The organism is Sphingobium sp. 15-1, from assembly GCF_013375535.1.
GTDB classification, from domain to species: domain Bacteria; phylum Pseudomonadota; class Alphaproteobacteria; order Sphingomonadales; family Sphingomonadaceae; genus Sphingobium; species Sphingobium aromaticivastans.
The window spans coordinates 45,197-71,255 of record NZ_JABXJG010000003.1 but is presented as its reverse complement, the minus strand read 5'-3'; the positions used below and the strand labels follow the sequence as shown (position 1 = coordinate 71,255).

The 26,059-nt window shown below is 57.3% G+C and carries 26 protein-coding genes; 12 read left to right on the top strand and 14 right to left on the bottom strand.

Going from position 1 to position 26,059, the window contains the following annotated elements; all coding sequences use genetic code 11:
- Positions 1-211: 211 nt before the first annotated feature.
- Together HUK72_RS23360 and HUK72_RS23355 are read right to left on the bottom strand one after the other, a co-directional pair.
- Positions 212-2,431 carry a TonB-dependent receptor gene (locus HUK72_RS23360; RefSeq protein WP_176598975.1) on the bottom strand — a complete coding sequence of 740 codons (2,220 nt, stop codon included), beginning with the start codon at positions 2,429-2,431 and terminating at the stop codon, positions 212-214.
- Between the two features lie 357 nt (positions 2,432-2,788).
- On the bottom strand, positions 2,789-3,418 hold the full coding sequence (locus HUK72_RS23355; protein ID WP_176593260.1) for a TetR/AcrR family transcriptional regulator: 630 nt from the start codon (positions 3,416-3,418) through the stop codon (positions 2,789-2,791).
- A gap of 134 nt (positions 3,419-3,552) precedes the next feature.
- Between HUK72_RS23355 and HUK72_RS23350 the strand changes: the two genes are divergently transcribed.
- From HUK72_RS23350 to maiA, 4 genes are all read left to right on the top strand, one after another.
- Positions 3,553-4,692: an aromatic ring-hydroxylating dioxygenase subunit alpha gene (locus HUK72_RS23350; RefSeq protein WP_176598974.1), complete on the top strand. Its 1,140-nt coding sequence runs from the start codon at positions 3,553-3,555 to the stop codon at positions 4,690-4,692.
- A gap of 660 nt (positions 4,693-5,352) precedes the next feature.
- The gene (locus HUK72_RS23345) at positions 5,353-6,309 is read left to right on the top strand and encodes an SDR family NAD(P)-dependent oxidoreductase (RefSeq protein WP_176598973.1); all 957 of its coding nucleotides are present in this window, start codon (positions 5,353-5,355) and stop codon (positions 6,307-6,309) included.
- Between the two features lie 157 nt (positions 6,310-6,466).
- Positions 6,467-8,248 carry an NAD(P)/FAD-dependent oxidoreductase gene (locus HUK72_RS23340; protein WP_176598972.1) on the top strand — a complete coding sequence of 594 codons (1,782 nt, stop codon included), beginning with the start codon at positions 6,467-6,469 and terminating at the stop codon, positions 8,246-8,248.
- A 62-nt stretch (positions 8,249-8,310) separates the two neighbouring features.
- Positions 8,311-8,946 (top strand): maleylacetoacetate isomerase, encoded by a 636-nt coding sequence (gene maiA, locus HUK72_RS23335; RefSeq protein WP_176598971.1) that lies wholly within the window; start codon positions 8,311-8,313, stop codon positions 8,944-8,946.
- Positions 8,947-9,006: 60 nt separating this feature from the next.
- Here the strand turns inward: maiA and HUK72_RS23330 are convergent, their stop codons facing one another.
- From HUK72_RS23330 to HUK72_RS23310, 5 genes are all read right to left on the bottom strand, one after another.
- Complete coding sequence (locus HUK72_RS23330) at positions 9,007-9,768, bottom strand: aspartate/glutamate racemase family protein (protein WP_176593255.1); 762 nt, start codon at positions 9,766-9,768, stop codon at positions 9,007-9,009.
- 30 nt (positions 9,769-9,798) lie between these two features.
- Positions 9,799-10,557: an SDR family NAD(P)-dependent oxidoreductase gene (locus tag HUK72_RS23325; RefSeq protein ID WP_336952326.1), complete on the bottom strand. Its 759-nt coding sequence runs from the start codon at positions 10,555-10,557 to the stop codon at positions 9,799-9,801.
- 188 nt (positions 10,558-10,745) lie between these two features.
- Positions 10,746-11,216, bottom strand: coding sequence for a hypothetical protein (locus HUK72_RS23320; RefSeq protein WP_176593253.1), 471 nt, complete (start codon positions 11,214-11,216; stop codon positions 10,746-10,748).
- A gap of 157 nt (positions 11,217-11,373) precedes the next feature.
- Complete coding sequence (locus HUK72_RS23315; protein ID WP_176598970.1) at positions 11,374-11,784, bottom strand: heme-binding protein; 411 nt, start codon at positions 11,782-11,784, stop codon at positions 11,374-11,376.
- Between the two features lie 298 nt (positions 11,785-12,082).
- A complete protein-coding gene (locus tag HUK72_RS23310; protein WP_176598969.1) occupies positions 12,083-12,820 on the bottom strand; it encodes an SDR family NAD(P)-dependent oxidoreductase in 738 nt (245 codons plus the stop codon).
- A 359-nt stretch (positions 12,821-13,179) separates the two neighbouring features.
- Here HUK72_RS23310 and HUK72_RS23305 point away from each other — a divergent pair, with 359 nt between their 5' ends.
- The 3 genes from HUK72_RS23305 to HUK72_RS23295 all read left to right on the top strand — a co-directional run bounded on the left by HUK72_RS23305 (position 13,180) and on the right by HUK72_RS23295 (position 15,379).
- Positions 13,180-13,617: a nuclear transport factor 2 family protein gene (locus HUK72_RS23305; RefSeq protein ID WP_176598968.1), complete on the top strand. Its 438-nt coding sequence runs from the start codon at positions 13,180-13,182 to the stop codon at positions 13,615-13,617.
- Between the two features lie 59 nt (positions 13,618-13,676).
- On the top strand, positions 13,677-14,135 hold the full coding sequence (locus tag HUK72_RS23300; RefSeq protein ID WP_176593249.1) for a hypothetical protein: 459 nt from the start codon (positions 13,677-13,679) through the stop codon (positions 14,133-14,135).
- 203 nt (positions 14,136-14,338) lie between these two features.
- Entirely contained in the window at positions 14,339-15,379 is a 1,041-nt protein-coding gene (locus HUK72_RS23295; RefSeq protein ID WP_176598967.1) for a zinc-binding alcohol dehydrogenase, read from the top strand.
- 141 nt (positions 15,380-15,520) lie between these two features.
- On the opposite strand, the gene HUK72_RS23290 is transcribed toward HUK72_RS23295, so the two are convergent.
- On the bottom strand, positions 15,521-15,823 hold the full coding sequence (locus tag HUK72_RS23290; protein ID WP_176598966.1) for a transposase: 303 nt from the start codon (positions 15,821-15,823) through the stop codon (positions 15,521-15,523).
- Positions 15,824-15,843: 20 nt separating this feature from the next.
- Here HUK72_RS23290 and HUK72_RS23285 point away from each other — a divergent pair, with 20 nt between their 5' ends.
- A complete protein-coding gene (locus HUK72_RS23285) occupies positions 15,844-16,104 on the top strand; it encodes a hypothetical protein (protein WP_218036263.1) in 261 nt (86 codons plus the stop codon).
- 254 nt (positions 16,105-16,358) lie between these two features.
- Here HUK72_RS23285 and HUK72_RS23280 read toward each other — a convergent pair whose 3' ends face one another.
- The 5 genes from HUK72_RS23280 to HUK72_RS23265 form a co-directional block, all read right to left on the bottom strand.
- Positions 16,359-17,192, bottom strand: coding sequence for an alpha/beta fold hydrolase (locus HUK72_RS23280; RefSeq protein ID WP_176593245.1), 834 nt, complete (start codon positions 17,190-17,192; stop codon positions 16,359-16,361).
- A gap of 334 nt (positions 17,193-17,526) precedes the next feature.
- Positions 17,527-17,649 (bottom strand): hypothetical protein, encoded by a 123-nt coding sequence (locus HUK72_RS27425; RefSeq protein ID WP_255325972.1) that lies wholly within the window; start codon positions 17,647-17,649, stop codon positions 17,527-17,529.
- A 25-nt stretch (positions 17,650-17,674) separates the two neighbouring features.
- Positions 17,675-18,448 carry an SDR family NAD(P)-dependent oxidoreductase gene (locus HUK72_RS23275; protein ID WP_176593244.1) on the bottom strand — a complete coding sequence of 258 codons (774 nt, stop codon included), beginning with the start codon at positions 18,446-18,448 and terminating at the stop codon, positions 17,675-17,677.
- Between the two features lie 10 nt (positions 18,449-18,458).
- On the bottom strand, positions 18,459-20,426 hold the full coding sequence (locus HUK72_RS23270; protein WP_176598964.1) for an NAD(P)/FAD-dependent oxidoreductase: 1,968 nt from the start codon (positions 20,424-20,426) through the stop codon (positions 18,459-18,461).
- Between the two features lie 109 nt (positions 20,427-20,535).
- Positions 20,536-21,435 carry an aldo/keto reductase gene (locus tag HUK72_RS23265; RefSeq protein WP_176598963.1) on the bottom strand — a complete coding sequence of 300 codons (900 nt, stop codon included), beginning with the start codon at positions 21,433-21,435 and terminating at the stop codon, positions 20,536-20,538.
- Positions 21,436-21,933: 498 nt separating this feature from the next.
- On the opposite strand from HUK72_RS23265, the gene HUK72_RS23260 reads away from it, so the two are divergent.
- The 4 genes from HUK72_RS23260 to HUK72_RS23245 are packed head-to-tail and all read left to right on the top strand — an operon-like array spanning position 21,934 to position 24,938.
- Positions 21,934-22,818, top strand: coding sequence for an alpha/beta fold hydrolase (locus HUK72_RS23260; RefSeq protein WP_176593241.1), 885 nt, complete (start codon positions 21,934-21,936; stop codon positions 22,816-22,818).
- Entirely contained in the window at positions 22,815-23,690 is an 876-nt protein-coding gene (locus tag HUK72_RS23255) for an SDR family oxidoreductase (protein WP_176598962.1), read from the top strand. The genes HUK72_RS23260 and HUK72_RS23255 overlap by 4 nt, the downstream gene beginning before the upstream one ends.
- Before the next feature lie 42 nt (positions 23,691-23,732).
- Complete coding sequence (locus HUK72_RS23250; protein WP_176598961.1) at positions 23,733-24,140, top strand: nuclear transport factor 2 family protein; 408 nt, start codon at positions 23,733-23,735, stop codon at positions 24,138-24,140.
- 33 nt (positions 24,141-24,173) lie between these two features.
- Positions 24,174-24,938, top strand: a complete 765-nt coding sequence (locus tag HUK72_RS23245) for an SDR family NAD(P)-dependent oxidoreductase (protein ID WP_176598960.1) — start codon at positions 24,174-24,176, stop codon at positions 24,936-24,938.
- A 13-nt stretch (positions 24,939-24,951) separates the two neighbouring features.
- On the opposite strand, the gene HUK72_RS23240 is transcribed toward HUK72_RS23245, so the two are convergent.
- Entirely contained in the window at positions 24,952-25,977 is a 1,026-nt protein-coding gene (locus HUK72_RS23240) for an AraC family transcriptional regulator (protein ID WP_176598959.1), read from the bottom strand.
- Between the last annotated feature and the right edge of the window lie 82 nt (positions 25,978-26,059).

Genomic DNA, 26,059 nt, shown 5'->3' with positions numbered 1-26,059 from the left:
GGGCCTCTTGCTGCGTCCAGGATAAGTTGAATATTTAGTTACGACTTAATGAAAATATCAGATTGCACTGTTCCGTTATTCACGCCGATCACCAAGCCTAAATTTACATCAGTTAAGCATAACGCATGACCAACATATCTGTGTTCGCACCAGCTGCTAATAATTCGAAGAATGGCAGGCGGAGAAACATTGCCCCGCCTGCTCATCAAAATTAACTACCGAATTTGTAGCCCAGCGTAATGCCGTATGTACGTGGTGCACCTACTTGTGCCGCGGGGCCGACGGGAGCCAGAAGGTTCAACGAATCATCATATCTTTCGTTCAAGAGGTTCTTCACCCACAATGACACCGAAAGCTGCTGATCGATGGACTCCCAACGCTCGGTCAGATTGACGAGGGTGCGCTTTTTGAGTGGAAACTGTTCGAGAGTGTCGGCATAGGTTTTACCCCTGAAATTCACCGCAGCAGTCGACTGGAAAGTGCCGATTGCAGTCTCCAGTGAATAGGTGGCGTTCGCATTCATGCTGAAATGCGGCGCCTGAGGCGTCGAGGATCCGCTGGCATCAGCCACGCCTGCGACCAATTCCCCGCTGGGCAGCGTCTGATAAAATGGCGCATTCAGATAGCTTGTAAACTTAGGATCGAGATATTCAGCAGAAACCGAGAGATCGAGATTGCGCACCGGCCGTGCCTGTATATCCACATCAACGCCCCGGATCCTTGCCGCCGCTGCGTTCTTCGTCACCAGCCCACCGAACTCGAAGAACTGCTGCTGCAAATTCGTATAATCATATTGGAATGCCGACACGTTGATGCGCAGCTTCCGATCGAACAGCTGGCTCTTGAAACCCACTTCATAGGCATCGATGGTTTCGGGAAGAATGACCGGATTGGCAGCAGCAGAAAAGCCGCCAAGAGCTAGGGTGTTGAACCAGCCCGAATTAAAGCCGCGATTGAACGAAGCATATACCATCAGATCGGGCGAGAATTTATGGTCGATCGACACACGGAAGGTAGGTTTCTTAAACGTCTTGGACTGTTCGCCGGCGCTGCCGGGAATTACAGTACCACCCACATCGTTGAAGCCGCGCTGCTTACGCTTTTCGATCGTGTAACGGGCGCCCAGCGTCAACGTAGTGCCAGGGAGCACCTCAAGTGAAGCCTGTCCGTAGCCTGCATAGGCATTCACCTTGTCGAACGCCCACGAACTCAGCGCCTGGCCGGGGGGCGTTCCAAACACAAACGGCAAGCCTGGGCCATAGAAGATAAACGGATTCACCTTCGGGCGCTCGCTGAAGTAGAAAAGCCCGGCCACCCATTTAAATGGCCCGTCGGACGGCGAACTGATCTGGAATTCCTGAGTATATGCTTCGTCTTCGGCGAAGCGGTTGATATTCAGGAAGTTGGTCGGAGTTCCGTCATAATCGATCTGGAGGAAGTTCTTGTTCTTTCTCCAAGAAGTGACACTCAACAAGTTCAGCTCGCCAATCGCTGAATTAACGGTCAGGCTGGCGCCACCTTCTTTCGTTGTGAAATAAGGCGAGACATCAGCGTTGACGTTAAAGTCGTTCGCAAAAAACATCCTTGTCCCGGTGATGGAGTTGTACAAGGAATTTTGGCCGGCGGGTGGGGTAATGCCCGATCCATTGTTTCCGTAGCCATAGCTATAATCTGCAGCCAACTTGATTGTCGTGACGTCCGAAACGTCATAGACGAACTTGACGCGCCCACCATATTTCTTAGTCCGGTAGATATCGGCGCCGTTGAATTCATTCTCGCCCCAACCCTTCATCTGGTTCTCATAAAAGGCAGAAATGCCGACGCGCAAGTTCGGGGCCAGGCCCGTTGCGATATATGCTTTGGCCGAGACAGTTTCATAGTTCGCATAGCCCAGTTCCAAGTCGGCCGACGGGGTAGAAGTCGGATCCTTCGTGGTGATCTGAATCACACCGCCGGTTGCATTGCGGCCAAAGAGCGTGCCCTGCGGTCCCTTGGCGATTTCCATCGACGCGACATCGTTGAACCCTTGCGCGCCGATGTTGAACGGCATGTAGACGCCGTCAATGAACGTCAACACCGCAGGTGACGACGCGGCGTTGTTGTTGCCGACACCGCGCAGATACAATGGTGTACGCGGACCATTAGGCGCAAGTGTCAGACCGGAAACCAGACCAGGCAGGTCGTCCGACGACAGAGTGCGCGAAGCGGACAGCCCCTCTGCCGTAAATGCAGCCACGGCTATTGGAACCGACTGTGCTGACTCGGACCGACGTTGCGCCGTGACAACGATATCCTCGAGACCGGCCTCTTGTTCAGCCGCAGCCTTACCGCCGCCTGCCGGACCAGTTTGTTGGGCCAGCGCAGCCGTCGGTAACAGCGATGACAGCGCAACGCCTGATGCCAGCAGAGCCAAATGTTTCTTAGCAATCATGACAACTCTCCTCCCCACTTCTCTTATGCAAACTAGTTCTCCTATATGGACAACTGAAGAGTTTACGTCAAGTGCCGTACCCAAGAGCCCAGCTTGGGCGCTTCTGATTGCTTGCTGATCTTGATGGCTCAATGTGTCGGCAATGACATGACGCTTGGGGGCCTCGCTGTCTTGTCCGCGTCGAATCCTCAAGGACGGACATGTCCGTGCTCTTGACGGACCGACTGTCGATCACACAGAGCAGCCGGTGGCGGCTGCGCGGATCAGAAATGAGCGTTGGCCGCCCCGCTTGGCGGGCGGAACCGAATCCTCACTCACAAGCGTTCCAGCTCTGCGCGGAGATGCTGTTCTGGCGTTCTAAGTAGCGAAGGCGCGCAGGAAAATTGATGCGAGCCAAGAGGCCTCGGCTTCGACGGGGACCTGGGACTCGACGTCGGGGTCACTCCAGAGCTTGCGGTCGAGCCTATTAATGCATAGCGAGAGCAGGACCCGGGCCATGCTAAGGCAGTCTTCCTGGCGCAGCAGTCCACTCTGAACGCCCTTCTCGAAATAAGCCGCTAGTGCATCTTCGGTGACCGATACGACGCGTTCACGGAAAACTCGCGCTACCTCCGGAAAACGGCCGCTCTCCGCGGCAATGAGTCGCCACAGATCAAGAGACTCGGGTTGCTCGTTCGCTTTCATAAAGCGCCGACAGAAATTCGTCACAACCGCCTCGATCGAGCCACGCGTTTGGAGCGAATGCTCCACATCAACCTGCATGAAAGCCATTGCAGGCTCCAATATGGCCTCGAACAACTCTTCTTTGGAGCGAAAATAGGCCCACAGCGTGGCCTTCGAACCTCCCACCGTCTTCAGAAGGCCCGACATCGAAGTAGAGGCGTAGCCATTCCGAAGGAAGGAATCGCGCGCGGCGTCAACTATCGCTTGCCGCTTATCGAGGCGACGCTGCTCGCGTGGGTCGATGCCACCTTTTTGCTCATTCATCAGGGTGTACTATCAGGTTCATTTACTATTGACAAGGATATGGAAGGCCGCCATTGTGAATACTGTACCCTAGAGTACAGTACCTGATTCCGCGGACGTAGCCACTGCATTGCGCGGTCCAGTAGGAGAGAGTGATGACCGATCTTAACTCTGCGGATGGCGATCTTCGCCCCGTGCAAAAGCCGATTTCAAGCGCCTTTCATGCTCCTGGATGGATTTATAGCTGTCCGGAAAACTACAAAGAAGAGCAGAAGAAGATATTCCATTCGGAATGGCTAATGGTCGGACGCGAGGAGGAACTCGCCAATCCGGGGGATTATAAGGCGATCCGGATCTTCGATGAACCATTGTTGCTGTCTCGCGACAAGGACGGTGTTCTCCGTGCTTTCGCCAACGTCTGCCGCCATCGTGGCGTCGAAGTTGCTTTCGGGACTGGCAACGCCAAGTTGTTCACCTGCCCTTATCACGGATGGACTTACCGCCTGGACGGGACCCTGCTCGGGGCTTCCACTGTTTCGGAAAATGTGGGCTTCGACAAGAAAACTTGCCGATTGCCGAGCATTCACATGAATATCTGGGCCGGCAATATATTCGTCAACTTTGCGAAAGACCCGCCGCCCTTCGAGGATTTTGCCGCGTCTCTCGAGAAGCGCTTCGGACATCTTCATCTGGACCGCCTCCGCATAGGGGGGAAGGAGACTGTTCCTCAGGGCTGCAACTGGAAGTTCGGTGTCGAGAACCTACTGGATTTCTATCATGTGCAGGTGCTGCACTTGGACACTTTGGGCAAGAAGTTCGACTTCAATGGAGACGATATCCAGTCCGAAGCTGGATGGATTGAGGCAAGCTACCGGGGAGCTCCTTTGACCCCCGATGGCCAGAGCCGCTTCCCACGATTGCCGTGGTTGGAGGGCTTAGGCGACGATTTCGCGACATCCTGCCGCATTCCTCCAAACATGCATCTATTCGCCCGGATCGACCAAGTGCTGATCATCACAATCTGGCCCGATTCAGTGGATAAGTGCCATCTGACAGCATATCTTCTGTTCCCGGAGGAGGTTATCAACCTGCCGAATTTCGAAGCTGATGTGCAGACTCACATTAAGTATGTGCATGACATTGCTGCCGAAGATATCCTGGCGGTCGAATCCCTCCAGGCGGCCACCCTGTCGGCGAATTATCGCGGCGGTCCAATGGTTCCGCTTGAGAAAAGTATCCATGACGTGATTAATGACTATTTAGGGAGAATGGATCTCTCCACTGTCGATGCGTGATAGGACAGGAATGCTCGATGCACAGCCTTGGCCCGCGACATGTGTCGAGGCCAAGGCTGCGGATCAGATAAATGCGTGGCGCAGTTTATAGGCGGAAAGTGCTTACGCCCCGCTTCGTCAATCCTATGATATTGTCTGCGTCTGGTAACTGAACCGCCCCGGTATTGCCGGAGACCGTAACTCCTGAGAGGAAGGGTCTACGAAAAGCAAGGCGACGCACAAGATTGCACTGGAGGTTCGTGAGCGGGCTGTCGGCATGGTGCTGGACCATGAGGGTGATTATCCATCTTGCTGGGCTGCGATCACTTCCATTGCCGGGAAGATCGGTTACTCGGGGCACACGTTGCTGGAGTGAAGAAGGCGGAGGTGAACAGCGACAAGCGTGTATCCCCCGCCGGCCCCGGAAACCATAGTGCCTCGCTCTGCTGCTCTGCCCTATGCTCCGCTCCGGTCAGCCAACCAGGGCGATCATAACCGCCGCGACTCTAAATTGTCCGGTGGACCCGCCAATGAGGCCCCGCAAGAATCTCTTGCGCCGGTCGAGCCTAGCGGCTACCTTTGTCCCAGATAACGAACTAGTTCCTGTTGTAGAACAGGAAATGGATTAAATGGTCAAGAGGATAGGGTGAAGGAATGGAAGAACTAAGGTTCGACGGCCGTGTGGCGATCGTCACCGGCGCGGGGCGTGGTCTTGGCAGGGCGCATGCTCTTTTGCTTGCTTCGCGCGGCGCACGCATCGTGGTCAACGACATCCGCTCGCCTCACCCCGCAAACGAGGGCAGCGCTTCACCGGCGGACGATGTCGTGCAGGAGATTATAGCGGCCGGAGGGAGCGCGGTAGCCTCCAATGACAGCGTCGCCACGCCCGAGGGCGCCGCAGCGATCGTCCAGACCGCGATCGACACCTATGGTCGCGTCGACATTTTGATCAACAATGCCGGCATCTGTAACTGGGCACCGTTTCCTGAGATATCTTACAGCGAATTTCAGGAGATGAGGCAGGTTCATTATGACGGACCGTGGCTGATTACGCAGGCGGCCTGGCCGCACATGGTGAAGCAGAATTACGGCCGCATCCTGTTCATCACCTCGCACGTTGGTCTTGCTGGAATGCCGCATGGCGCCCACTACGGATCGGCGAAATGGGCGGCGGCTGGCCTGTCGCGCATGCTTTCATTCGAGGGCGGCTCGGCCGACATCAAGTCCAACGCGCTTGGCGTGTTCGGCTATACACGATTACTGATCGATGGCTTTTTCAAACCGGAATCCGACAAGGACACGGGGCTGGAAAAAATGGAGGGCGAGCGCTGGTGGCAGCGAAACCTTCGGTGCGAGCAAGTCGCGCCAGTTGCGGCATGGCTGGTCCATGAAAGCTGTTATCTGAACGGCGACATGCTCGACACCGGCGCGGGCCACACGTTCCGGCACATTCTTTCGACGACGGAAGGTTACACCAACCCCAACCTGACGCTGGAGGACGTGAACGAACATATGCCAGAGATCCTCGATGACCGCCACACCAATGTATGGAGCAGCGTCAACGAGGCCCTGCAGAACCGCCTTCAGAAGCTGCAATTGGCGGGCGTCGAACCGATGGACACCGTCTATACGGATTGAAAGCGGTACTGCGGCCAAAAGAGATGCAGCCTTGGGCGCGCCATCCTGTCCGCCTGAGAGCCGCGAGGGTGCAGGGCGCGCATGAGCATGGACGCAAGGATGAGCGGCTTTCAATGGCCGGCTCGTCGCCGGGTCAGATGAACGATTGAGGTAGAAGATGATCAACGAGGCCGTTTCAACGGATAAGGCACCGGACATGTTCGACAAATGGTGCACCGATTTCAACGCGGCGGTGGCCACAGATGATAGTGCCGCGCTTGGCGCGCTGTTTGCCCAAGACAGCTATTGGCGGGACATGCTCACGCTCAACGAGCGCATCCAGACAGCCCACGGTCCTGCTGCCATTGCCGCCATGTTCGCCGACCGCGACAAGTCTGCAACGCCCCTACGTCTTTCGACGGTGGGCGATGTCAAGAAGGAGTCAGTTCCCGGTGTCGGCGATTTCCAAGGCAAGTTTATCCGGTACGAAACGGACACTGTTTGTGGGCATGGCTACCTTCGCCTGAAGCCAGGTTTGCAGCATGCGTTCACGCTGGTGACCGCTGTACGTGAGTTGAAGGGATTTCCCGAAAAGTCGCTTACCCACCGCGATAAAGCGTCACATCGGTCGGGCGAGGAGGCCGTTAAAAACTGGCTGGACAAGCGGATCGAGCACCGGGCTTACAAGGATCGTGATCCCCAAGTGCTGGTTGTCGGCGCCGGACATGCCGGTCTGACGGTGGCGGCGCGCCTGCAACATCTTGGCGTCGACGCGCTGATCATCGATCGATCGGAGCGGGTCGGCGACAATTGGCGTTCACGCTATCACTCGCTGACACTTCATAACGAGATTTGCTGCAATCACCTACCCTACATGCCGTTCCCGGAAAGCTGGCCGGTGTTTCTTCCAAAGGACAAACTAGCAGGGTGGCTGGAATATTATGCTGAAGCGATGGAATTGAATGTCTGGAACAGGACAATATTCTTGAGCGGCGATTATGACGAAGCCGCGAGCCGCTGGACGGCGCGTGTTGAGATGCCGGACGGCTCGGTCCGTACCATGCATCCCTCCCATATCATCATGGCGATCGGTGTGAGCGGCATTCCTAACATTCCGACCATTCCCGGCCAGGAAGACTTCCGCGGCCAGATACTCCATTCCAGCGCCTTCAACAGCGATGTCGACGTCGCGGGCAAGGCGGTCGTGGTCGTGGGTGCGGGCACCAGCGCGCATGACATCGCCCAGGATGTATATCTTCGCGGTGGCAAGCCGGTGCTTGTGCAGCGCTCGCCGGTGACGGTCGTGAGCGTTGAGCAATCAGGTCTGGCGTATGGCGCATTCCGTCGGTTCGAAGGGCAGCAGTCGATCGAGGAAACCGACCTGATGGTCGCAAACCCGTTTGATCTGGTCCGGCGGGTGCATGGCGTCTTGAGCAAAGTCATGGCGGAGGGGGACGCCGAACTGTTGCGGAATCTGGAAGATGTCGGTTTCCTGCTGGATAATGGCGAAGACGATACCGGCTTCTTCATGAAGCTGGTACGCAGCTTGAGCGGCTACTATTTGAACGTCGGCGCCTCCGATCTGATCATCGAAGGCAAGATAGGGCTGAGGGCCGGAGTTGGGCTCGCGAGCCTTGGCGCAAATAGCGCGATCCTCTCCGACGGCACGCAATTGGAGGCTGATCTGGTGGTCCTGGGTACAGGCTATCGCCCGCTCCAGGATGCAGTAGGTTCGATGTTCGGCCCGAAAGTCGCTCAAAAGGTCGGTCCGATCTGGGGACTTGGCCAGGACAATGAAATGATGGGGATGTGGGCTCGTACTGGACAGCCCGGGTTTTTTGTGGCGGGCGGCACCTTCACCATGTCGCGCTTCTACTCTCGCTTGACCGCTCTCCTCATCAAGAGCGATCTGGTCACGAGCGAGCAGAACGGGGATCGCGAACTTCTCGTCGCTGCCTGACCGGGTAGGAAGATCCGCGCCGATGCTACCAAATTTCACCCTTAAAGCGAATTGCGTTTCTCATGGCTGACCCAGTACTGCACGGATATTTCCGGTCGACCGCTTCCTATCGCGTACGGATTACGCTGAACCTGAAGGAGGTCACCTATGCCGACGCATTCCACCATCTGCGCAAGGGCGAGCAACGCGCGCCTGAATATCTGGCGCTAAATCCGCAGGGGCTGCTGCCCGCCCTTGAAGTGGATGGCACGGTTCTGACGCAGAGCCTCGCGATATGCGAATATCTCGACGAAACGGTGGCAGGGCCTAAGCTGTTGCCAGACAATGCGCAGCGGCGAGCCAAGATTCGGGCGGCAGCGCTGGTCATCGCCTGTGACATTCATCCGGTGCAAAATCTCAAAATCCTTGACCGGCTGCGCGGGTTGGGACTGTCGGGTGAACAGGTGAACGAGTGGGCGCGGGAGCTGATCGAGGAGGGCCTCGACGCCTTCGATAAGCTAATCGCCGGGGAGAGCGGTCCTTATTGCTTTGGCGATCAGGTCACGCTGGCCGACATCTGCTTGGTGCCACAATTGGTTAACGCCCGACGCTTCGGCGTGGACATCCGTTGGCCGCGACTGGCCGAGGTAGAGAAGGCATGCCTTGCGCTGGCGGCATTCAGAAACGCGGCCCCAGAAAATCAGCCGGATGCGGAATAAGCGGCAGTCCGAGGCGCGCGCCCTACCACGACGCCGGGGACAAGTCCCCGGCGCCGCTTCCTAACGACGGCCCCAGAGGCCGCGAGTGGTTTTGACAGGCTGTCCTGCCGCCTTGAGGTCAATCAGTGTTTCAATCGCCTTCGTCGCTGCGGCTAGGGGCAGGATCAACGGTACCCCATCGATCTCTCTGACCCCCGCGGCCTCACCCACCAATACGGAAACCAGCCCGCAACTGATGATCAGGACGTCCGCGCCGTCGCGGATGCAGCTCTGCGCGACAGGCTCAACGACCTCCATCAGCCGTTCGATCCGGCCTTCCAGAAACCAGCTGACGGCCTCATTCTCGGTCGTCGGGATGGCGCGTGCCGGAGCCGAGGATATGACACTATCCTCGAAGCCGTAGGACCGTATCATATCCTCAATGATCGGGACATGGCGCTGCCCGATGGTCATGACGGCAATGCGGCGTCCCACAAATTTTGCAAGAGCCAGTGAGCTTTCCGCCAGTCCGACAACAGGAATATCGAGCTTCTGGCGGGCGGGCCAGAGCGCGCTGTCGAAAAAGCAGGCGCTGACCAATCCATCCACTCCGCCAGCGACAACGGTCTTCATATTCTCAAAGATCACGTCGTCATTGTTGAACCGATCCGATAGGTTCGCGATAAGATCGGTGTCTCGCAAGCCCTTCACGGCCGGATACATGTCGAATTCCGTCTCCGGCCGCTTGACGTCGGTGATAACTTTACGAATTCGCGCCATTACTTGGCTGAAATGAGGATCGTCGACATCATAATCGACCGGAACCTGATAAGCGATCTTCATTGTTTAGTCCTTCGTTAGCAACGACCTAGGTCAATGCATGTGCAATCCGCCATTGATGTCGAGCGTAGTCCCCGTGACATAGGATGCGTCCTGTGAAACGAGGAAGGAGACGCCGGCGGCGATTTCCTTCGGATCTGCAAATCGTCCCATTGGCGTACCGTCGGCCAGGGCCGCGCGCGCCTCCTCGCTCGTCTTCTCAAAAAATATCGGTGTGCCTACAGCGCCGGGTGACAAAGCGTTCACCGTAATGTTATGAGCTGCAAGTTCATAGGCGGCCACGCGTGTCAGCCCCAAAACTGCTGCCTTGGTAGCGGCATAGGCCACGCCGGTGGGGTCGCCTGCCTGCTGGCCTGATCCAGAGGCAAAGGTTACGATCCGTGTATGCGACAAAGGGTTCACCAGCCGCTGGCTAGCGAATTTGCGTACGCAAAAGAACGTACCCGTGATGTTGAGCGCAAATGTCTTGTTCCAGATGGCCGTCGGAAACTGTGCTATGTTCGGAACATTCGCAGGATCGACGAAAATCGCGCCTGCAACCACTACCAGAATGGCTGCGGGAGAGATTTGCTCAACGCGGTCCATGAGCGATTCGACCTGTGTGTCTTGTGTGACATCGATGGCGAACGCCTGATGGCCATCACCCGGCAGCGCGCGGACCACATTCTGCGCGCTCACATCGTCCAGGTCCGCCAGCATGATCCTGTAACCATCTGCTGCCAGTCGCTCGGAAACGCTTTTGCCGATGCCGTTAGCGCCGCCAACTATGATCGCTGTCCTTGTTACTGTCACTCGACAACTCCGCACAGGCGTTCAAACATAAGCTTCGCTACCTTGTTCGCCATTATTCAACCAAGTTCAGACGACAGAATGACGGTGACAGTCCGTCGCAATCTCTTAGAGCCTACATCGTTGCGGAAAAATCGGCGGCGCAGGGCCTGAAGAGGAGCGCACGCCGATTACCGCTCTCCGCATCCAGATTAGAGGGCGAACGCGGCCTTCCAACCCTCAACCGTAACGCTACGTTCAAGTCGCGCAGTGTCGGAGGGATCGGTAAGTTCGAGGAGAAATTTACCCTCTACCCAAAGTTCAATAACGCTGAACCCTTCTTCACCTGGAATACGGACGCTGGGATATGCGGGCCAGCCCACCTCCTTAGCAATCTCTAGTATCTCTTCTTTCGGCATATCGACACACACGCCGATGTGAACCTCGGAGTGCCGGGTGGGGGGCTCCGCACGCGCCCCAAGGATCACTTGGTCATCGTCGGGGGTCAGGACAGTCCCGCGGGGCGTGCATTCGAGCTGTATCGACTCGTCTTTCGACCAAACCATCCAGGCATCTGGCCCACCGGGCGGAAAGCGCGTCAGTTGACCGCCGAAGATGCGACTCAGTGTTTCCGCCGCCTTCTTCGGATCATCGGCCGGCATCGAACAGTGCTGAAATTTCATAATCCCACTCCTTGCATTGGTAGTTGGCGCTGGCGCAAACTGGGTTCCGTTCAGAAAATGACGTTATTCCCTTATAGGAACATGTTCGCATAAATGTACTCACCGTGAGCTCGCTGTCAAGGACAGCACGACGATCGTCAGTCTTGGCGCATTTGGCTCATTTAATCGCGGCAATCCCTGCGAACGCGCATATCTCGTCATTGTCGCTGGTGTCTCCCGTCACACCGATCGCGCCCAATGCCGTTCCGTCTTCAGCGGCAATGATAACCCCACCTGCGGCAGGCACAATGCCGTGAGGGGAGATCGGCCCCAGCGAGGCAATGAAAGTGGGGCGCTCCCCAGCCATTTCACCGATTAAGCGGCTTGAAACACCCATTGCCAGTGCCCCGCTTGCCTTGGCGATCGCAATTTGTGGGCGCAGCGTCGAGGAGCCATCCTGTCGTTGGAGGGAGATCAGATGGCCTCCTGGGTCTAATATCGCTACTGTCAGAGGCTTAACGCCAAGTTCTGACCCTGTTTGCAATGCAGCGGCAATCGCGCGGTTCGCTTTCTCCAGCGTGGTGTGCATCGATTTTTTCCCTCCTTCGGCTATTCGGTTGTCGGCAAAGGCTAGGGTCCTCTGGTGGCCCAATCGAAGAACTCGGTCCTAGTCGAGCGCTACGTAGGACTGGCGCAGGACCATAGACATGACCGGTTGCACGATGGGCACGACCCAGACTTCCACAGCCGGCGTCCAATGGACGGGGTGATCTTGTCGGTGCGAAAGCGTACGCCCAAGCCTCGGCGGGATGGCAACGGTCATCGGATCTTCACGGCCAAACGAGCGTCCTCTACCTGGGCTGGAAGCCGATGTATAACTGCTTGCGTCAGGATATTTTATACAATCCGCCGTCGACCACGATGGATTGTCCCGTGATGAACCCGGCATCTTCTCCCGCAAGGAAGACGACCGGCGCGGCAATATCGTTGGGCTGGGCAAAGCGCTTGATTGCCTGCATCTGCCAGCCCTCCGTCTTCCGATCCAGGGGCATGCCGGCTGTACCCGGCGTTTCGGTCAGCGCCGGAAGAACGGCGTTCACTGTGATGCCGTCAGCCGCGACGTCATTCGCCAGTCCCCGTACAAAACCGATCACGCCCATCTTGCTCGCGATATAATGACTTAGGCCCGGAGCGACCAAGCCAATCGAGTTGGACGAGATATTGATGAAGCGACCCCAACTATGCCGACGCATGAGCGGCAGGAACGCTTTGGCGCTGTAGAAGTGGGAATCAAGGTTGACCGACATCGTCTTTCGCCAAAGTACGTCGTCAACCTCATCAATTCCGGCGAAAGGATATATCCCCGCGTTGTTGACGATAATATCCGCACGCCCATAGGTGGTGTCCATCACCTTCGCGAGTTCGCGCCACTGATCATAGCTTGATACGTCCAATGTGCGTATCAAGGAATCGCCGCTAATCAATGCCGCCGTTTCCGTCGACGGCTCCAAGTCCGCCAAGACGACCGTGGCTCCGTGCGCCGAAAGTTTAACGGCAATTGCGCGGCCTATCCCCTTGGCCGCGCCCGTGACGACAGCGATCTTTCCAGCGAGGTTTTGTTCCATATCTTCTCCAGCTTTCTATGCGTTTGGGGCGTGGGCCGAACTGATGCCGGCTTGACAAATGGAGTGGCGGCTCACGCCGGTCGTGAAGAATGTTAGCGCGGCGACGGTCGGAGCACTCCACCATCGGGCCAATAAGGCACTATATGGTGGCGAGGCGCTGGCTGTGCGTACGCTTGCTATGCTGTGCCCCCTTCGCACTGATCCTCGCTAGCTGATAACTTGACACATCATCCGCTCGAAGTCCATAAGTACGAACAGGTTCTACGTGCGGAATATTTCTGCTCGCTGGCGCGATAGCTATCGCCCGAGCGGGAAGCTGTATCGGAACAGATAAAAAGAGCATCCGAGAGGTATGTGCCTTGGCTCATGAGATTATCATTGAAGCGGCTGATCAGCATTTTAGAGCCGAAAATTCTCTGGATCTGGAGGGGGTGGGATCGACATTTCATCCGAGCGCCACATTCGCTTTGCAGACCTTTACATTGCACATTTCCTCCATGGAAACGATCATGGAACTGCACCGCCGAATGTTTGCGCTGTTTTCCCAAAGGGTGTCCGAACCAAGAAAAACGCACGAATGGTACAAGAAGGGAGGGCTTAGCGCAGAGTGGGAATACACGCTGACGCAAGCATCCGGGACGCGGGTCAGGGCCAAACGAGTAACTATATTTGAGTTTTTGGACGGGCTCATCATATCGAAGCGATTGTTCATGGACGGGGCCTATTCGGATCTGCTGCGAGAAGCGCTTGGCAATGATGTTCTGGCACTGCCGGGCGTTGAAAAACTGGGCAAGTAGAAGGGCCCGAATCCGTAGCCTGGCCTTTCTTTCAAGGCGCGAACTCGGGAAGGTGACAGATGGCAAACCTGACTAAAGAGCAGATGCTCGACATTCTATTGCGGCACGACGCTGCTGAGGCAAGGGGAGACCTGGATGCCGTTATGGCAACTGTGTCACCCAACCCATTTTACGAGTTCCATCCCGCCGGGATCACTCTCGATACGGTCGAAGCTGTGAGGGAACTATATCGTACCGCGTTGCCCGGCTATGTTCAATTGCTCGCAAATGCGAAACAGCTTGATTTCTGGACCAACGATACCAGTTGCGCGGCGGAATTCGAGTTTCTGATCCCTCTCGAATCGGGCGAGTACCATCGCGCACGGCTTTTCGTCATAATCGAGTTCGACGGCGATCTACTTCAGACGGAGCGTGGCTACATCGATTTTATCTTTGAGAAGCATCATTCAGCGGTTCTAGGTGAGGATTTGCTAACGTTCCCGGGCGTTCGCGTGATTAATGCGGCCACCAGACATTAATTAAGCGCGCCATTCGATATTGTCGGATCGAAGTTCGCGGAGCGGCGGCGGAGATTGCCTCGTTTTTTAGGGCTCAGTCCGGTAGGCGCGACGAACAGCAGAGATCGCCCCTAAGCCCAGTAAGCCCAGTAAGCCCAGTAAGCCCAGTAAGCCCAGTAAGCCCAGTAAGCCCAGTAAGCCCAGCAACATAAAAAGGAATGCCCATGTCAAGTTCGCAAGCTGCCAACAGCCCTCCGGGCTCGTCCCGCACGGCGCGCGCGCTCTGGTTCGAGGCTAAACGTGTTGCGGCGTTGCGGACGGAGCCGCTGCTCGCGCCAACCGCCAATCAGATACAAGTACGTGCCTTGCACTCGCTCGTGAGCGCGGGCACCGAACTTAGTCTCTATACGGGCAAAGGCGACCTCCCGATTGAGATGATCCCCACCAACGAGGGGACGCGGCCCTTCCCGATAAAATTTGGCTATCAGGTTGTCGGCGAAGTTATCGAGGCAGGGGCTGCAACGGACTTCGCTGTCGGAGATCTGGTTTATACCATGCAGCCGCATCAGGATCTGTTCAATATCGAGGCTATCTCTCCTTTCGTCACCAGAATTCCAAGAGGCTCTGATCCATTAAGGGCAGCTTTCTATGGTTTATTCCTGGTAGCGATGCACAGTTTTCTACAATGTCCGGTGCGGCCCGGTGAATGCGTGGTTGTGTCGGGTCTTGGCATCATAGGCCAGCTCGCCGCATTTATTGCACGAAAATCGGCGGGCAAGCTGGTTCTTGTCGCACCGCCTGGCGTAAAGACAGATATCGCCAAATGGATCGGTGCTGACGCGATCGTCGATCCTGAGGACGCCGCCGAGGCGATCGCCCAGTGCAGTGATGGCCGTGGTGCCGATCTATATGTCGAAACGAGCGGAGCACCCGCAGCTTTACAGACGGCGATCGAGAACACATGTGTTCTTGGGACAATCGCCGTTCCCGCTTGGTACGGGTCCGAAAGCGTGAATCTATCACTCTCTTCAGAATTTCACCTGCGGAGCCAGAAGCTGATTAGTATACAGGTTCTCCACGTTGATACTGGCTTGGACTGGAACTGGGAGCGACGAATGGCGGTCGCCGATCTTTTCCTGAAGCAGATCGATATCGAGACGCTTATCACCCATCGTTTTCCGTTCAGTGAAGCGCCCGAAGCCTATAAGCTCCTTGATGAGCAAGCGCCATCAGCACTTGGCGTCATTTTGGACTACCGCATTTAGAGTATCCGTTGTGACCAAGCCCGTGTTGACACCCCCCTTGTGGTTGGCTTTGAGGAGAGCGTTGGCGAGGATGATAAGTTTTCGCATGACCGCCGTGATGGCCACTTTGGCGGGTTTTCCGGCGGTGACGAGGGCTTGATATTATTGTTCATATCGGCGTCGAAGCGGGTGGCGACGATGGCTGGCATGTAGCGTGCTTGGGCACAGGATCGCGTGTCCGCTGCGGATGTGTCCGCGTCCACGGTGCTGGCCGCTGTTGCTGGCCTGCGGGGTGAGCCCGGCGAGGCCGGCGACCTGCTTGCTGTCAAGGTGCCCGAGTTCGGGCATTTTGCGAAGAATGTTGATGGCGATGAGTGCGCCGATACCGGGGATCGAGACGAGGATGTCGAAGCGTGCGACCAGTTCGGGATCGTTATGCAGGCGGGTTTTCAGGGCTGAATCCATGGCAGCGGTCTGTCGGTCGATTGGGCGAAGCGTTGGGCGGCGTGACGCTTGAGCAATGGGGCGCGGCAGGCGCATTGGCAGTTCTTGGCGGCGGTGCGATTCTTGACCAGGGCGAGCCGGGCGATGTGAAGTTCCTTCATCTCGTTGATGGCTTAGCTGATGATCGCTCGCACTGGCAGGGTCAGCAGCGCGCCCATGCGGGCGAGCATGGCGGCGTCGATCGCATCGGTCTTGCGTGCGCGCCGGCGGCCTGGCCAAAACGCCGCGCTTGTCGAGGTTGACCTTTACACTCGGTAGATCGGCCTCGCCGATGCGGTGATGGTATGGCCCGGTCGGTTCGAAGACGACGCGAGCAATGGGCATGCTCGCCAAGCCTATGTGCGCGTGACTATGGGTACCAGCGGTCCTCCCGGCGACGATTTCGTCCGGAAGGTCCGGCGAACCCGCCGACCTTTATCGCGTCGCCAGACGGCGCCCTCTGGAAACCAGCAGAGGTCTGCGCCGTTGATCCGCCGTCCGCGCTGAACATCCCTTGTCAGGCGGAAACCCTAGACAGGAAATTCAGTATCACCTCATTCACTTCATCTGGACGCTCGATATGCGGGCAATGGCCGGTCCCATGCACTATGTGGAGCTCTGAGTCGGGGATTTTATCCGCAAGCTCCTTTTCCCAGCCCGGAAGACGAAGTCTGTCCTCGTCCCCGGCGATAACCAGGGTGGGCATATTGAGACGTTCGTATGGGGTGTCATCAGCGCGACCGAAAAACTCCCGTACTGGGACAGTCGGATTTTTGAAGCGGGCTGCCGCAATGGTTTCCCAAGCCCCAGGCCGGAGGCTCAATTCTACCCTTCGCCTCAAATATTCAGAGTCCTCACTCCATTTGGGATCGTTGAACATCGCTCGAAGCATTAATTTCATGCTATCCGCCGTGCCATCATAGCTCATCATTGCGCGGCGATGTTCATTATCGGGATTGAACCCCCCGCCTGCGATCAGGGTCAAGGAAGATATGCGATAAGCGCCTGGATCGCTGGCTACCGTTCGGGAAAAGAGGCCTGCGCCCATTGAATTGCCAATGACGTGGCTTTCTTCCAGTTCCATGATTTGCATGAAGCGGCGCATATGCGCCATCATTCGTGCCTGCCCCCCGCAGAAATCATATAATTTGTCCGTTTCGCCATAACCAAGCCAGTCCGGCGCAATCACCCTATAATGCTCCGCGAGCCTGGAAATTGTGAATTCCCAGCTAAGCTCCGCACAAGCCCCAAACTCGCCGCTATGCAGCAAAAGTACGGGCGACCCCTTACCCTCATCGTAATAATGCGTGCGGATACCGTCGATGTGCACAAATTTGCTGCTAAAGCTCACTGCTATCTCCCAATTACGTGTCATCACCATATTTCAGCTGTGGCGGCAGGTTGACGCGCGGCGTGAGCGCCCCCATGATATCGGGACCGATAGCCCAACATCGCCCTGCTGCACAACAATTATCTGTTCATACATTCGACCATGTTCTCCAGGTTGTACATTTTTCGACTCTGGAGAATCCCGGCTTCAACTACGCTTGGCCGCATGGTCCGCAGCGAGCCCTTCGCGAGGCTGAAGCGCAAGCCGGGTAAAAGATATCGTTTCTTCTCGAAGTTGACGGCTTGGCTGATCGCGGTGGAGGCTTGCGGTACCGCTGACTACTGGGCTCGCATGCTTACGGCGATGAGCCATGAAGTGCGACCGATCCCTTCTCGTTCGTGATATTCCACGCGCCGTCGACAATAAGGATGATGACTACATAGCCCACCATCCAGGTCAGATTTTGTACTTGTGCCATTGACCGGTTTCTTCACCAGTCGGCGCTACTGCGCCACAAACCCGCCGTCGACGGCGATGATCGAACCGTTCATAAAATCTGACGCCGATGAGGCCAAATAGAGTATCGTGCCCTGCAGTTCGCTGGGCTCGGCGATGCGTCCAGCCGGCGTGTGGCTTTCCATCAGGCGCACAAAATGGGGATCGTTCGTGCCCAATCCGGTCCGGTGAAAGCCTGGGCAGATCACATTGATCTGAACATTATGCGAAGCATATTCAAGCGCCATTTCGCGGGTCAGATTGACAACGGCGCCCTTGGTGGTGGTATAGCCGCCCGCATTCAGGAAGCCGCCACCTACCAGTCCCCATATGGACGAGATGTTGATGATCTTACCCTTGCGTCGGGAATGCATTCCCTTCAGTACTTCACGGGAGCAGTAGAATACGCTGTTCAGATTGATATTAAGCATCCGCTGCCAATCCTCTGTCGGATACTCGTGAATCATCCCCCGGAATGGCTCGCCAATACCCGCATTATTCACCAGGATATCGATGGGACCGACAGTCCTTTCCATCTCTGCAAATATGGCGGCGACTTGCCCCTCATCTGCAACATCTGCAGTGAACGAATGGGCTTGGCGACCGAGCGAGCGGACATGCGCCGCTGTTTCTTCCATTCCGGTGGGATTGATATCGACAAGTACGACATCAGCCCCGGCCTCCGCTAGAGCGTAGGAAGAGATCCGGCCCAGTCCGCTGCCGGCGCCAGTCACGACCGCGACCTGATGCGTCAGTCCGAAAATGTCGTTAAGCAATGACATGTTGGTCTTCTTAACAGTTGATCAGGTCTGACAAAGACTCACCGCGCTCGTTCTCACAGCTGGTCAGGTAATCTTCGAAGTTCGCTTTTCGCGTCCAGTTCCAATAATCCGACACCTCAAATGGAAGATTCGATACGACGTTCCCGCTGGCGCTCTTGTACCAGCTCGTCACATGCGGGCTGGCAATCGCTAACCCGGCGGCCTCTCTGCGATACCGCTCGACATATTCGGTATAGATTTCAGGACGGCACTCGATCGTATCCCAGCCATTCTCGATCATGCCTTGTACCGCGTCCATGATATAGCGGCTGTTGCATTCAGCCAGAAATATGACGTTGAATACGGCAGTGCCTGGTCCAAAGACCATGAACATATTAGGGAAATTGGGTACTGCTATGCCGAGATAGGCACGCGCATCCTCACCCCAGAAGTCGCTCAGCACCACGCCGCCCTTGCCCACGATCCGCATCGGGTACATGAAGCGCGTCGCCTGGAAGCCCGTCGCGTAAATAATGATGTCGACATCGAGGTGACGCCCGTCGGCCATGACGATGCCCGTTTCGTCAAGCGCCGCGAGGTTCCCGGTCACGAGCTCTGAGTTATCCCTCTTCAGGCTACGCAGATAGCTGCCATTATTGGGCATGATGCGCGTGGCGAATGGCGGATATTTGGGCGTGAGCTTTTCCAGCAGATCAGGGCGATCGTCAAGTTCGCCTTTCAGATAATCTGTCAGCCGCTCGCGTACCTGGTCGTTTAGCGCGCTGACTGATCGCTCCTGATGCGGCCAGGAGGGGTCGATCGCGGCGGCGATCTTCAGACCGTACAGCGAGCGGGACGAATAGCGCGCGCGATACCAATGCGAGTAGAAAGGTACATGTCCAAGCAGCCACTTCATACCCGGCGCGATTTCCGCCAGATGATTGGGCGATGGCAGCAGCCAATGGGCGGTCCGCTGCACTACAAAAAGCTGATCCGCCTTTTCCGCAATTTCCGGGATGGCCTGGATCGCACTCGCGGCAGTGCCGACGACCGCGACCCGCTTGCCTTCATAGGAAATGGAACGGTCGTAGGCGCCGGTATGGCAAGCGATGCCCCCGAAGCGCTCAGCACCGGGCAAGTCAGGGATTTTGGGCCGGCTGAGTTGGCCAACGGCAGGAATGAACGCCTTGGTGACGATCATATCAACCGATCCATCCTCCCGACACACGCTGACATGCCAGGTCGACTCCTCCTCCGACCAGACGGCTTCAGTGACTTCGCTGTTGAACTGAACTTTGCTGAGGATGTTGTATTTCTGCGCGATGCCCTGAAAATACTCCAAAATGCGGTCGCGCTCGGAAAAATGGTGCGGCCAGTCAGACCGTCTTTCGAAGGAATAGCTGTAGAAATAATTGGGCACGTCGCACCGACAGCCGGGATAGCTGTTCAGCAGCCAAGTCCCCCCGACATCGCTGTTCTTCTCGATGATAACATAGGGAATGCCCGCTTCCTGCAGGCGGATCGCCATCAGCATCCCTGACATGCCTGCACCGACAACTAGGGCATGGAAATCCCCCGCCTTTTCCTTCAGCGCAGCGGGCCATTCGCGCAGCGCGATCGGGCGATCGTCGATCCGGGCATCGGCCAGCAGCATCGGTAGATAGGAATCGGGCACCGCGTCGCCCGCCACCAGGCGCATCATCTTCAGGAGGGCGTCGCTATCGAACGGCGGCAAGGCCGGCGACCCGCGGTCACGATAGTCCTTGAGCAGCTCGAGCGCCTGGGCGCGCACGGCTTCTCGCTGCTCCTCTGTCAGGCCATCATTATCGACCGGCCCAAAAGGTGCAGCGGCAGGGCGAATTCCGCTGTCCCACAATCGTAAATCCCCGACCAAATGCGACATGGAAGCCATGAGCGCGGGGATCGACGCGTCGCGCAATGCGTCGGCGATGAACGCGTCACTTTCAGTGATGGGATGAAGCTCTGCGCCATTCGACATTAGATCACCTCTCTTGATGGGTGGAAGGACGAAAATTGGTCCGGTCTAGCGGCCAATCCGCCCAATTGGTTTCCGCGCGAAGCAATCATATGGGAACATTCCGCGGCCATCATTCCGCCGATGATACGATTGCGGAAGCCGCCCTTAGCAGCTGCTCGGCCAAAGGCACCGCCATCATGTCGCAATTCTCGTTGACCTGCGATGCCGACGATGCGCCCACGATGGGCAAGGTCACACCAGGCCGGCTGGCTAGCCATTGCAGCGCCAGATGCGGCAACGAGACATCATGTTCCGCGCAAAGCATCTTCAGTCGCTCCAGCCGTGCCCAGTTGCGCGCCGTGAAGAACCGCTGTTCGAAGCGATTAACGGCCTTGCTCCGCAAACTGCCCGCGACCGGCAGCTCGGCCGTATATTTGCCCGTAAGCAGGCCGCCGGCCAGCGGAAAGAACGGCGCGAAGGCCATGCCCTTTTCCAGCGCGATCATTGGAAGCATCTCCTCCTCGACGGCGCGCTCCAGCAGATTATATTCCGCTTGCACCAGCATCGGGCCGGCAACAGCCATTGAAGCAGCGGTAGCCAGAAGTGCGCGCAGTTGCGATGGCGCGTGGTTCGATACGCCGTAGCCGCCGACCTTTCCCGCCCGCATGGCCCGTTCGATCACGCCCAGCGTCTCCGCTAGCGGTGTGGCTTCATCAGGAAAATGGATCAGCCAGATATCGATCTGTTCCCGGCGCAGCCGTCGCAGGCTCTGATCCAGTACGATGTCGGCGAGCGCGGCTGAAGCGGCGCCGGTTCCCGCGTTTGCCAATGACGGATGGCCGAATTTAGTGATGATCCTGCTCGACTTCGGGTCGGGCGGCAGCCAACGTCCAAGCTCTTCCTCGGAACGGCCACCCGCATAGCTGGCAGCCGTGTCAAACAGCGTTACGCCCCGATCGAGGGCAGTAAACACAATCTCCCGCGCCTGTGCGCCATCGATATGGCCCAGCGTGTTGCAGCCGAGCGCCATCGCACAAGCGGTTAAATTAAAGGCGCTGTGGTGAGTGATTCAAATCTCCAGACGGTTGCACCGTCATATAGTAACCAGGGCTATAGACTTGCATGGCATGCCGCCCGCGACTGCCAGCATGTTTTGAGCTTGCGCAACTGAGGCTCACAGACTATTCTGTACACATATGGGATTGTATTCTAGCTTAGGAACATTTGCAATGGGTGATGAGTGGGACAAATTGCAACCTTTCCGTCGATGCCGTTGACCCGCAAGAGACCTGACCGCTCACGCAATATAAATTGATGAAGCCAGCAAAAATCTGGCCGATGGAGATGGCTTGCAATCGACCAAGCACACAAGATGAAAGCGACGCTTAAAATCAACTTGGCCGGTGAGTTGGCTGGGAACGCCGCCTCGACTATCTGACGCACAACTTATGGTTCCGGGGCATATCTTTCCTCAAAAATCAATGTAGCGGGGCGGTGCCCTGCTTTACAGAAACAGGGACTTGAAGCGATGACTTCCTACACCGTGCCAGCGGTCATGCGTCAGTATCATAGCCGCTTTATCGAGATCGATGGCATCCGCACTCATTATCTGGACGCTGGCGACGGTCCGCCATTGGTGATGCTTCACAGCGGGGAATTTGGCGGCAACGCCGAACTATGCTGGGAATATCTGATCCCGCTCCTTGCGCCGCATTTCCGAATCATCGCACCAGACTGGCTCGGATTCGGCGAAACGGCGAAGGTCCACGACTTTGAAAGCAAGCGCGCGCGGATGTTCTGGCATATCGCTCGCTTCGTCGAAGTGATGGCGCTCGATAAGGCGCATTTTGTGGGGAACTCGATGGGCGGCACATTCCTGCTGCAAATGGCAAGCGAACAGCCATGCCGCCTTCCCATTGATCGCATGGTTTCCATCAGCGGCGGCGGCTTCGTGCCCGCCAATGCGTATCGCCAGCGACTGCTCGACTATGACGGCAGCGAAGCGTCGATGGCGGAGGTGCTGGAGGCCATTTTCGAAAATCCGGTCTGGTATCGCGATCCGGCCTATATCAAGCGGCGTCACGCGATCAGCATCGCGCCAGGCGCATGGGAAAGCGTCGCCGCAGCCCGTTTCCGGTCGCCCGCCGCGCCTCCGCGCAGCGATTTCGGCAATGTGGACACGACTCCCTACAGCAACATCACCGCGCCGACGCTCATTATCGCCGGCGCGCGCGACAAGCTGCGCCTGCCCGGCTACGCCGATGAACTTGTCAACCAGATCCCCGGCGCCCAACTCGCCCTCTTGGAAGATGGAGGCCATTGTCCGAACATCGAGCAGCCCGAAGAGATTGCGGCGCTGATGCTGCAATTTCTTTTAGACCAACCATCCAACCATCAGGAATCAAGCCTATGACCATTCTCGTTCTTGGCGGCACCGGAAATGTCGGCAGTCATCTGGTAAGGAATCTGCTCGATCAGGGACAGTCGGTTCGGGTACTGGTGCGCAACGCGGATCGCGCCAGCCTTGTGCCAGCTGACGCCGAAGCGGTGGTGGCCGATGTCGTCGGCGATCCCGATGGCGCTCGCACTGTGTTCAACGGCATAGAAGCGGTGTTCATGTTGAACGCTGCGACGACTTATGAAACTGTCGAAGGCCTGTTGGTGGTCGCCATGGCGAAAGCCGCCGGCGTGCAGCGTTTCGTCTATCAATCGACGCATAGTATCGGACATCTGCACCACCTTCCCCATCTGGGTTCCAAGCTGGCGATTGAGGCGGCGGTCAAAACGTCGGGATTGATCCACACCATCATCAGTCCCAATCACTTTTTTCAGAATGACGAATATTCGCGCTATGCACTGATGAACCACAGCATCTACCTGAACCCCATCGGCGATGTGGGCTGCTGGCGCGTCGACGTACGCGACATCGCAGATGCTGCGGCGAAGATCCTCACATCGGACGGCCATGGCGGAAAAAATTACGCCCTCATCGGCCCTGAGAATCTCAACGGTCCGCAATGCGCCGAAACCTGGGCGCGGGCGCTGGGCCGGCCCATAAGATATGAAGACGACACCAGCCAGTGGCAGGCGGTCGTAAAGCCCTATCTCGCGCCATGGGTGGTCGATGATCTGGGCGCCATGTTCGAGGAAATCAAGATTCACGGTATGCTTGGCAATGCGGAGGAGCTGGAAATCCTCACCCAATTGCTCGGCCGCCCTCCCCGCAGCCATGTCGACTATGTCGCGGAATGCGCCGCGCAATGGCAGGAAGCGGTCAGCGCCTGATATTATTCCCCAAGGCACATTCCTGCAATGAGCGAGGCAAGTATGAACGACAACAAAGCGGTCGTCACCGCCTTCCTGGCGGCTGTTTCCGCCAAAGGCATGATGGAAGCTGTCCGCGAATATGGAAGCGATGATTTTTGCTGGTGGATCTGCGGCATGGGCGACGTAACGCCGCAGCTCCCCCATTTGAGCGCCGCCTTTCAAAAGATCTTCGACGGACGCGGGATGGTCATCACGCCGCTGCGCTTGATCGGTGAGGGCGATTATGTCGCGGTTGAGTCCCTGACCGACTGTAGGCTGCATAATGGCGACGAATATAAGAACACCATCTCCCACTGGATAGCCCTGTCGGACTCGAAGATCGTGCGCATAGCGGAATATTTCGACAGCGCCTATGGCCAGAAGGTCATTGGTGCTGCTTTGGGGGAAGCGCTCGCCGAGCTGCATTGAACCCGCGCAAACAAGGCAAAAGGGAGGACGAACATGGCGGACCGGCTGGCAGGGAAAGTTGCGGTCATAACCGGCGCGGCAACAGGATTGGGACAAGGCGCCGCCTTGCTCTTCGCCAGGGAAGGAGCGACGGTCGTGGCCACCGACTTGGACCAGGCGGGCCTGGGGGAGACGGTTAAGCGCGCAAAGGCCGATGGCACGACCATAGAGGCTGTCAGCATCGATCTGACCGGTGAAGCAGGCGCAAAGGCCTTGATGGACGCTGTCATAGCCAGGCATGGGCGCATCGACAGCCTCGTCACCGCGGCCGGCTTCGTCGAATTCGCTCCAGTCGGCGACATGTCCCTTTCCCAATGGCAAAGGACGATGAAAGGCGAACTGGACATCGTCTTCTTGCCGGTGACGGCAGCCTGGCCGCACATGGTGGCGCAGGGCGGCGGTGCCATTGTCAATTTCGCTTCGTTGGCGGCCTGGAACGCCACGCCCTCCCTGGGGGCCGCCGCTCACGCCGCGGGCAAGGGCGGCATCCTGTCCTTCACACGACAGCTCGCCCTTGAAGGAGCCCCGCATGGCATCCGTGCCAACACCGTCTCCCCCGGCGCCATTCAAACCGCATCGGCGCAGCTGGCCTTCGATCATGTGCCCGGCTTCAAGGATGCAGCCCTGAACAAATCCATGATCCGGAGGCATGGAACGGCCGAGGACGTCGCCTGGGCGCTCGTCTATCTTTGCTCGGACGAGGCAAGTTGGGTCACTGGCACCGACCTGACCGTGGACGGCGGCGCAAGCGCCTGGTGACGACCGCACAGCATCAGGATGCGCCAGGCATGTGCATCCGATACTCCCGGGGCGTCCTGCCTGTCACGCGCCTGAACGCATGGCTGAAGCTCGACACATCGCCATAGCCGACCTGCAACGATACCTCCGACACCGGAAGCGCAGTCGTGCGCAAAAGCTGCCGCGCGCGATCAATCCGCGCCTCATTGGCGAGGTCGCGAAATTGCAAATGGCGCTCTTGCAATGCCCGTTGCAGAGCCCGGGGTGACTTGCCCAGACGTTTTGCGACCGCGGGAAGAGCAAGCATATCGGGGAAGGACGCAACGAGAATGCGCGCAACATGCCCTCCGATATCCTCGTCCAGCTCCAATTGTGCAATGCTTTCGCGGGTTCTGGCCAGATAGGACCGGTAAAGAAGTTCATTGGCGTGGGGCAAGGGCCGATTCAACAACTCGGGAGCCCAGAGCCAGCGCGTCTTTGGCGCACCGAACGTAAGTGGTGCCCGGATGAAGGAGAATAAGCCTGAATAGGCTTGCGGAAATTCAAGTTCGACGGCCGTCAAGGGGAATGCCCCGCCCCAAATGTGATCAAGCGACCGGGTCGCGAGGGCTACATCGCGGCAAACGGTGAAATGCTTCAGATCATCCGGCACCTCGTCCAGGGACATTTCCATCCCCGCCTGCCCCCGCTCTACTCGCACCGAAGCAAAGGTGGAGAAGGTGAATTCCAATTCGCTCAGATGAACGATATCGAGCATATCCTTCAGACAGGGAGCGCTGAGCATCGCCAGCCCGATATTGTCCAGTGTCAGGAGGTTATACCGCGATCCGGCGGCGATCCATAATTCGGGCCGGTCTACCGTCATCGTCGCGAACGCACGCTGGAATCGCAACTCCTGACCGCCGGAAAGAGTGGCGTCCAGAGTTTCAGCAACCTCCGGCGAAAGATCGGCCGCGCGAAACGCGGCGGCGCTGTCCAGGCCGGCGCTACGGAGAATATCCGCCATGATCCTGACGCTGACATTGGACAGGCTGATCTTGTGATAGGTCTCCCGCCGCATATAATCCTCGCCTGGCGCAAAATAACAAATATCTGGCGGTTTTGCTTATAGGTCAATCGGTTCTTACAATGCAAAATGCTCG

Bases quoted from the DNA above. Each gene is read 5' to 3' on its own strand.
- HUK72_RS23245 (WP_176598960.1), top strand. From the start codon at position 24,174: ATGGCGGACCGGCTGGCAGGGAAAGTTGCGGTCATAACCGGCGCGGCA.
- HUK72_RS23260 (WP_176593241.1), top strand. From the start codon at position 21,934: ATGACTTCCTACACCGTGCCAGCGGTCATGCGTCAGTATCATAGCCGC.
- maiA (WP_176598971.1), top strand. From the start codon at position 8,311: ATGGCTGACCCAGTACTGCACGGATATTTCCGGTCGACCGCTTCCTAT.
- HUK72_RS23300 (WP_176593249.1), top strand. From the start codon at position 13,677: ATGGCAAACCTGACTAAAGAGCAGATGCTCGACATTCTATTGCGGCAC.
- HUK72_RS23255 (WP_176598962.1), top strand. From the start codon at position 22,815: ATGACCATTCTCGTTCTTGGCGGCACCGGAAATGTCGGCAGTCATCTG.
- HUK72_RS23320 (WP_176593253.1), bottom strand. From the start codon at position 11,216: ATGAAATTTCAGCACTGTTCGATGCCGGCCGATGATCCGAAGAAGGCG.
- HUK72_RS23340 (WP_176598972.1), top strand. From the start codon at position 6,467: ATGATCAACGAGGCCGTTTCAACGGATAAGGCACCGGACATGTTCGAC.
- HUK72_RS23310 (WP_176598969.1), bottom strand. From the start codon at position 12,820: ATGGAACAAAACCTCGCTGGAAAGATCGCTGTCGTCACGGGCGCGGCC.
- HUK72_RS23265 (WP_176598963.1), bottom strand. From the start codon at position 21,435: ATGGCGCTCGGCTGCAACACGCTGGGCCATATCGATGGCGCACAGGCG.
- HUK72_RS23315 (WP_176598970.1), bottom strand. From the start codon at position 11,784: ATGCACACCACGCTGGAGAAAGCGAACCGCGCGATTGCCGCTGCATTG.
- HUK72_RS23355 (WP_176593260.1), bottom strand. From the start codon at position 3,418: ATGAATGAGCAAAAAGGTGGCATCGACCCACGCGAGCAGCGTCGCCTC.
- HUK72_RS23330 (WP_176593255.1), bottom strand. From the start codon at position 9,768: ATGAAGATCGCTTATCAGGTTCCGGTCGATTATGATGTCGACGATCCT.
- HUK72_RS23275 (WP_176593244.1), bottom strand. From the start codon at position 18,448: ATGTCATTGCTTAACGACATTTTCGGACTGACGCATCAGGTCGCGGTC.
- HUK72_RS27425 (WP_255325972.1), bottom strand. From the start codon at position 17,649: ATGGCACAAGTACAAAATCTGACCTGGATGGTGGGCTATGTAGTCATC.
- HUK72_RS23270 (WP_176598964.1), bottom strand. From the start codon at position 20,426: ATGTCGAATGGCGCAGAGCTTCATCCCATCACTGAAAGTGACGCGTTC.
- HUK72_RS23290 (WP_176598966.1), bottom strand. From the start codon at position 15,823: ATGGATTCAGCCCTGAAAACCCGCCTGCATAACGATCCCGAACTGGTC.
- HUK72_RS23350 (WP_176598974.1), top strand. From the start codon at position 3,553: ATGACCGATCTTAACTCTGCGGATGGCGATCTTCGCCCCGTGCAAAAG.
- HUK72_RS23295 (WP_176598967.1), top strand. From the start codon at position 14,339: ATGTCAAGTTCGCAAGCTGCCAACAGCCCTCCGGGCTCGTCCCGCACG.
- HUK72_RS23240 (WP_176598959.1), bottom strand. From the start codon at position 25,977: ATGCGGCGGGAGACCTATCACAAGATCAGCCTGTCCAATGTCAGCGTC.
- HUK72_RS23250 (WP_176598961.1), top strand. From the start codon at position 23,733: ATGAACGACAACAAAGCGGTCGTCACCGCCTTCCTGGCGGCTGTTTCC.
- HUK72_RS23360 (WP_176598975.1), bottom strand. From the start codon at position 2,431: ATGATTGCTAAGAAACATTTGGCTCTGCTGGCATCAGGCGTTGCGCTG.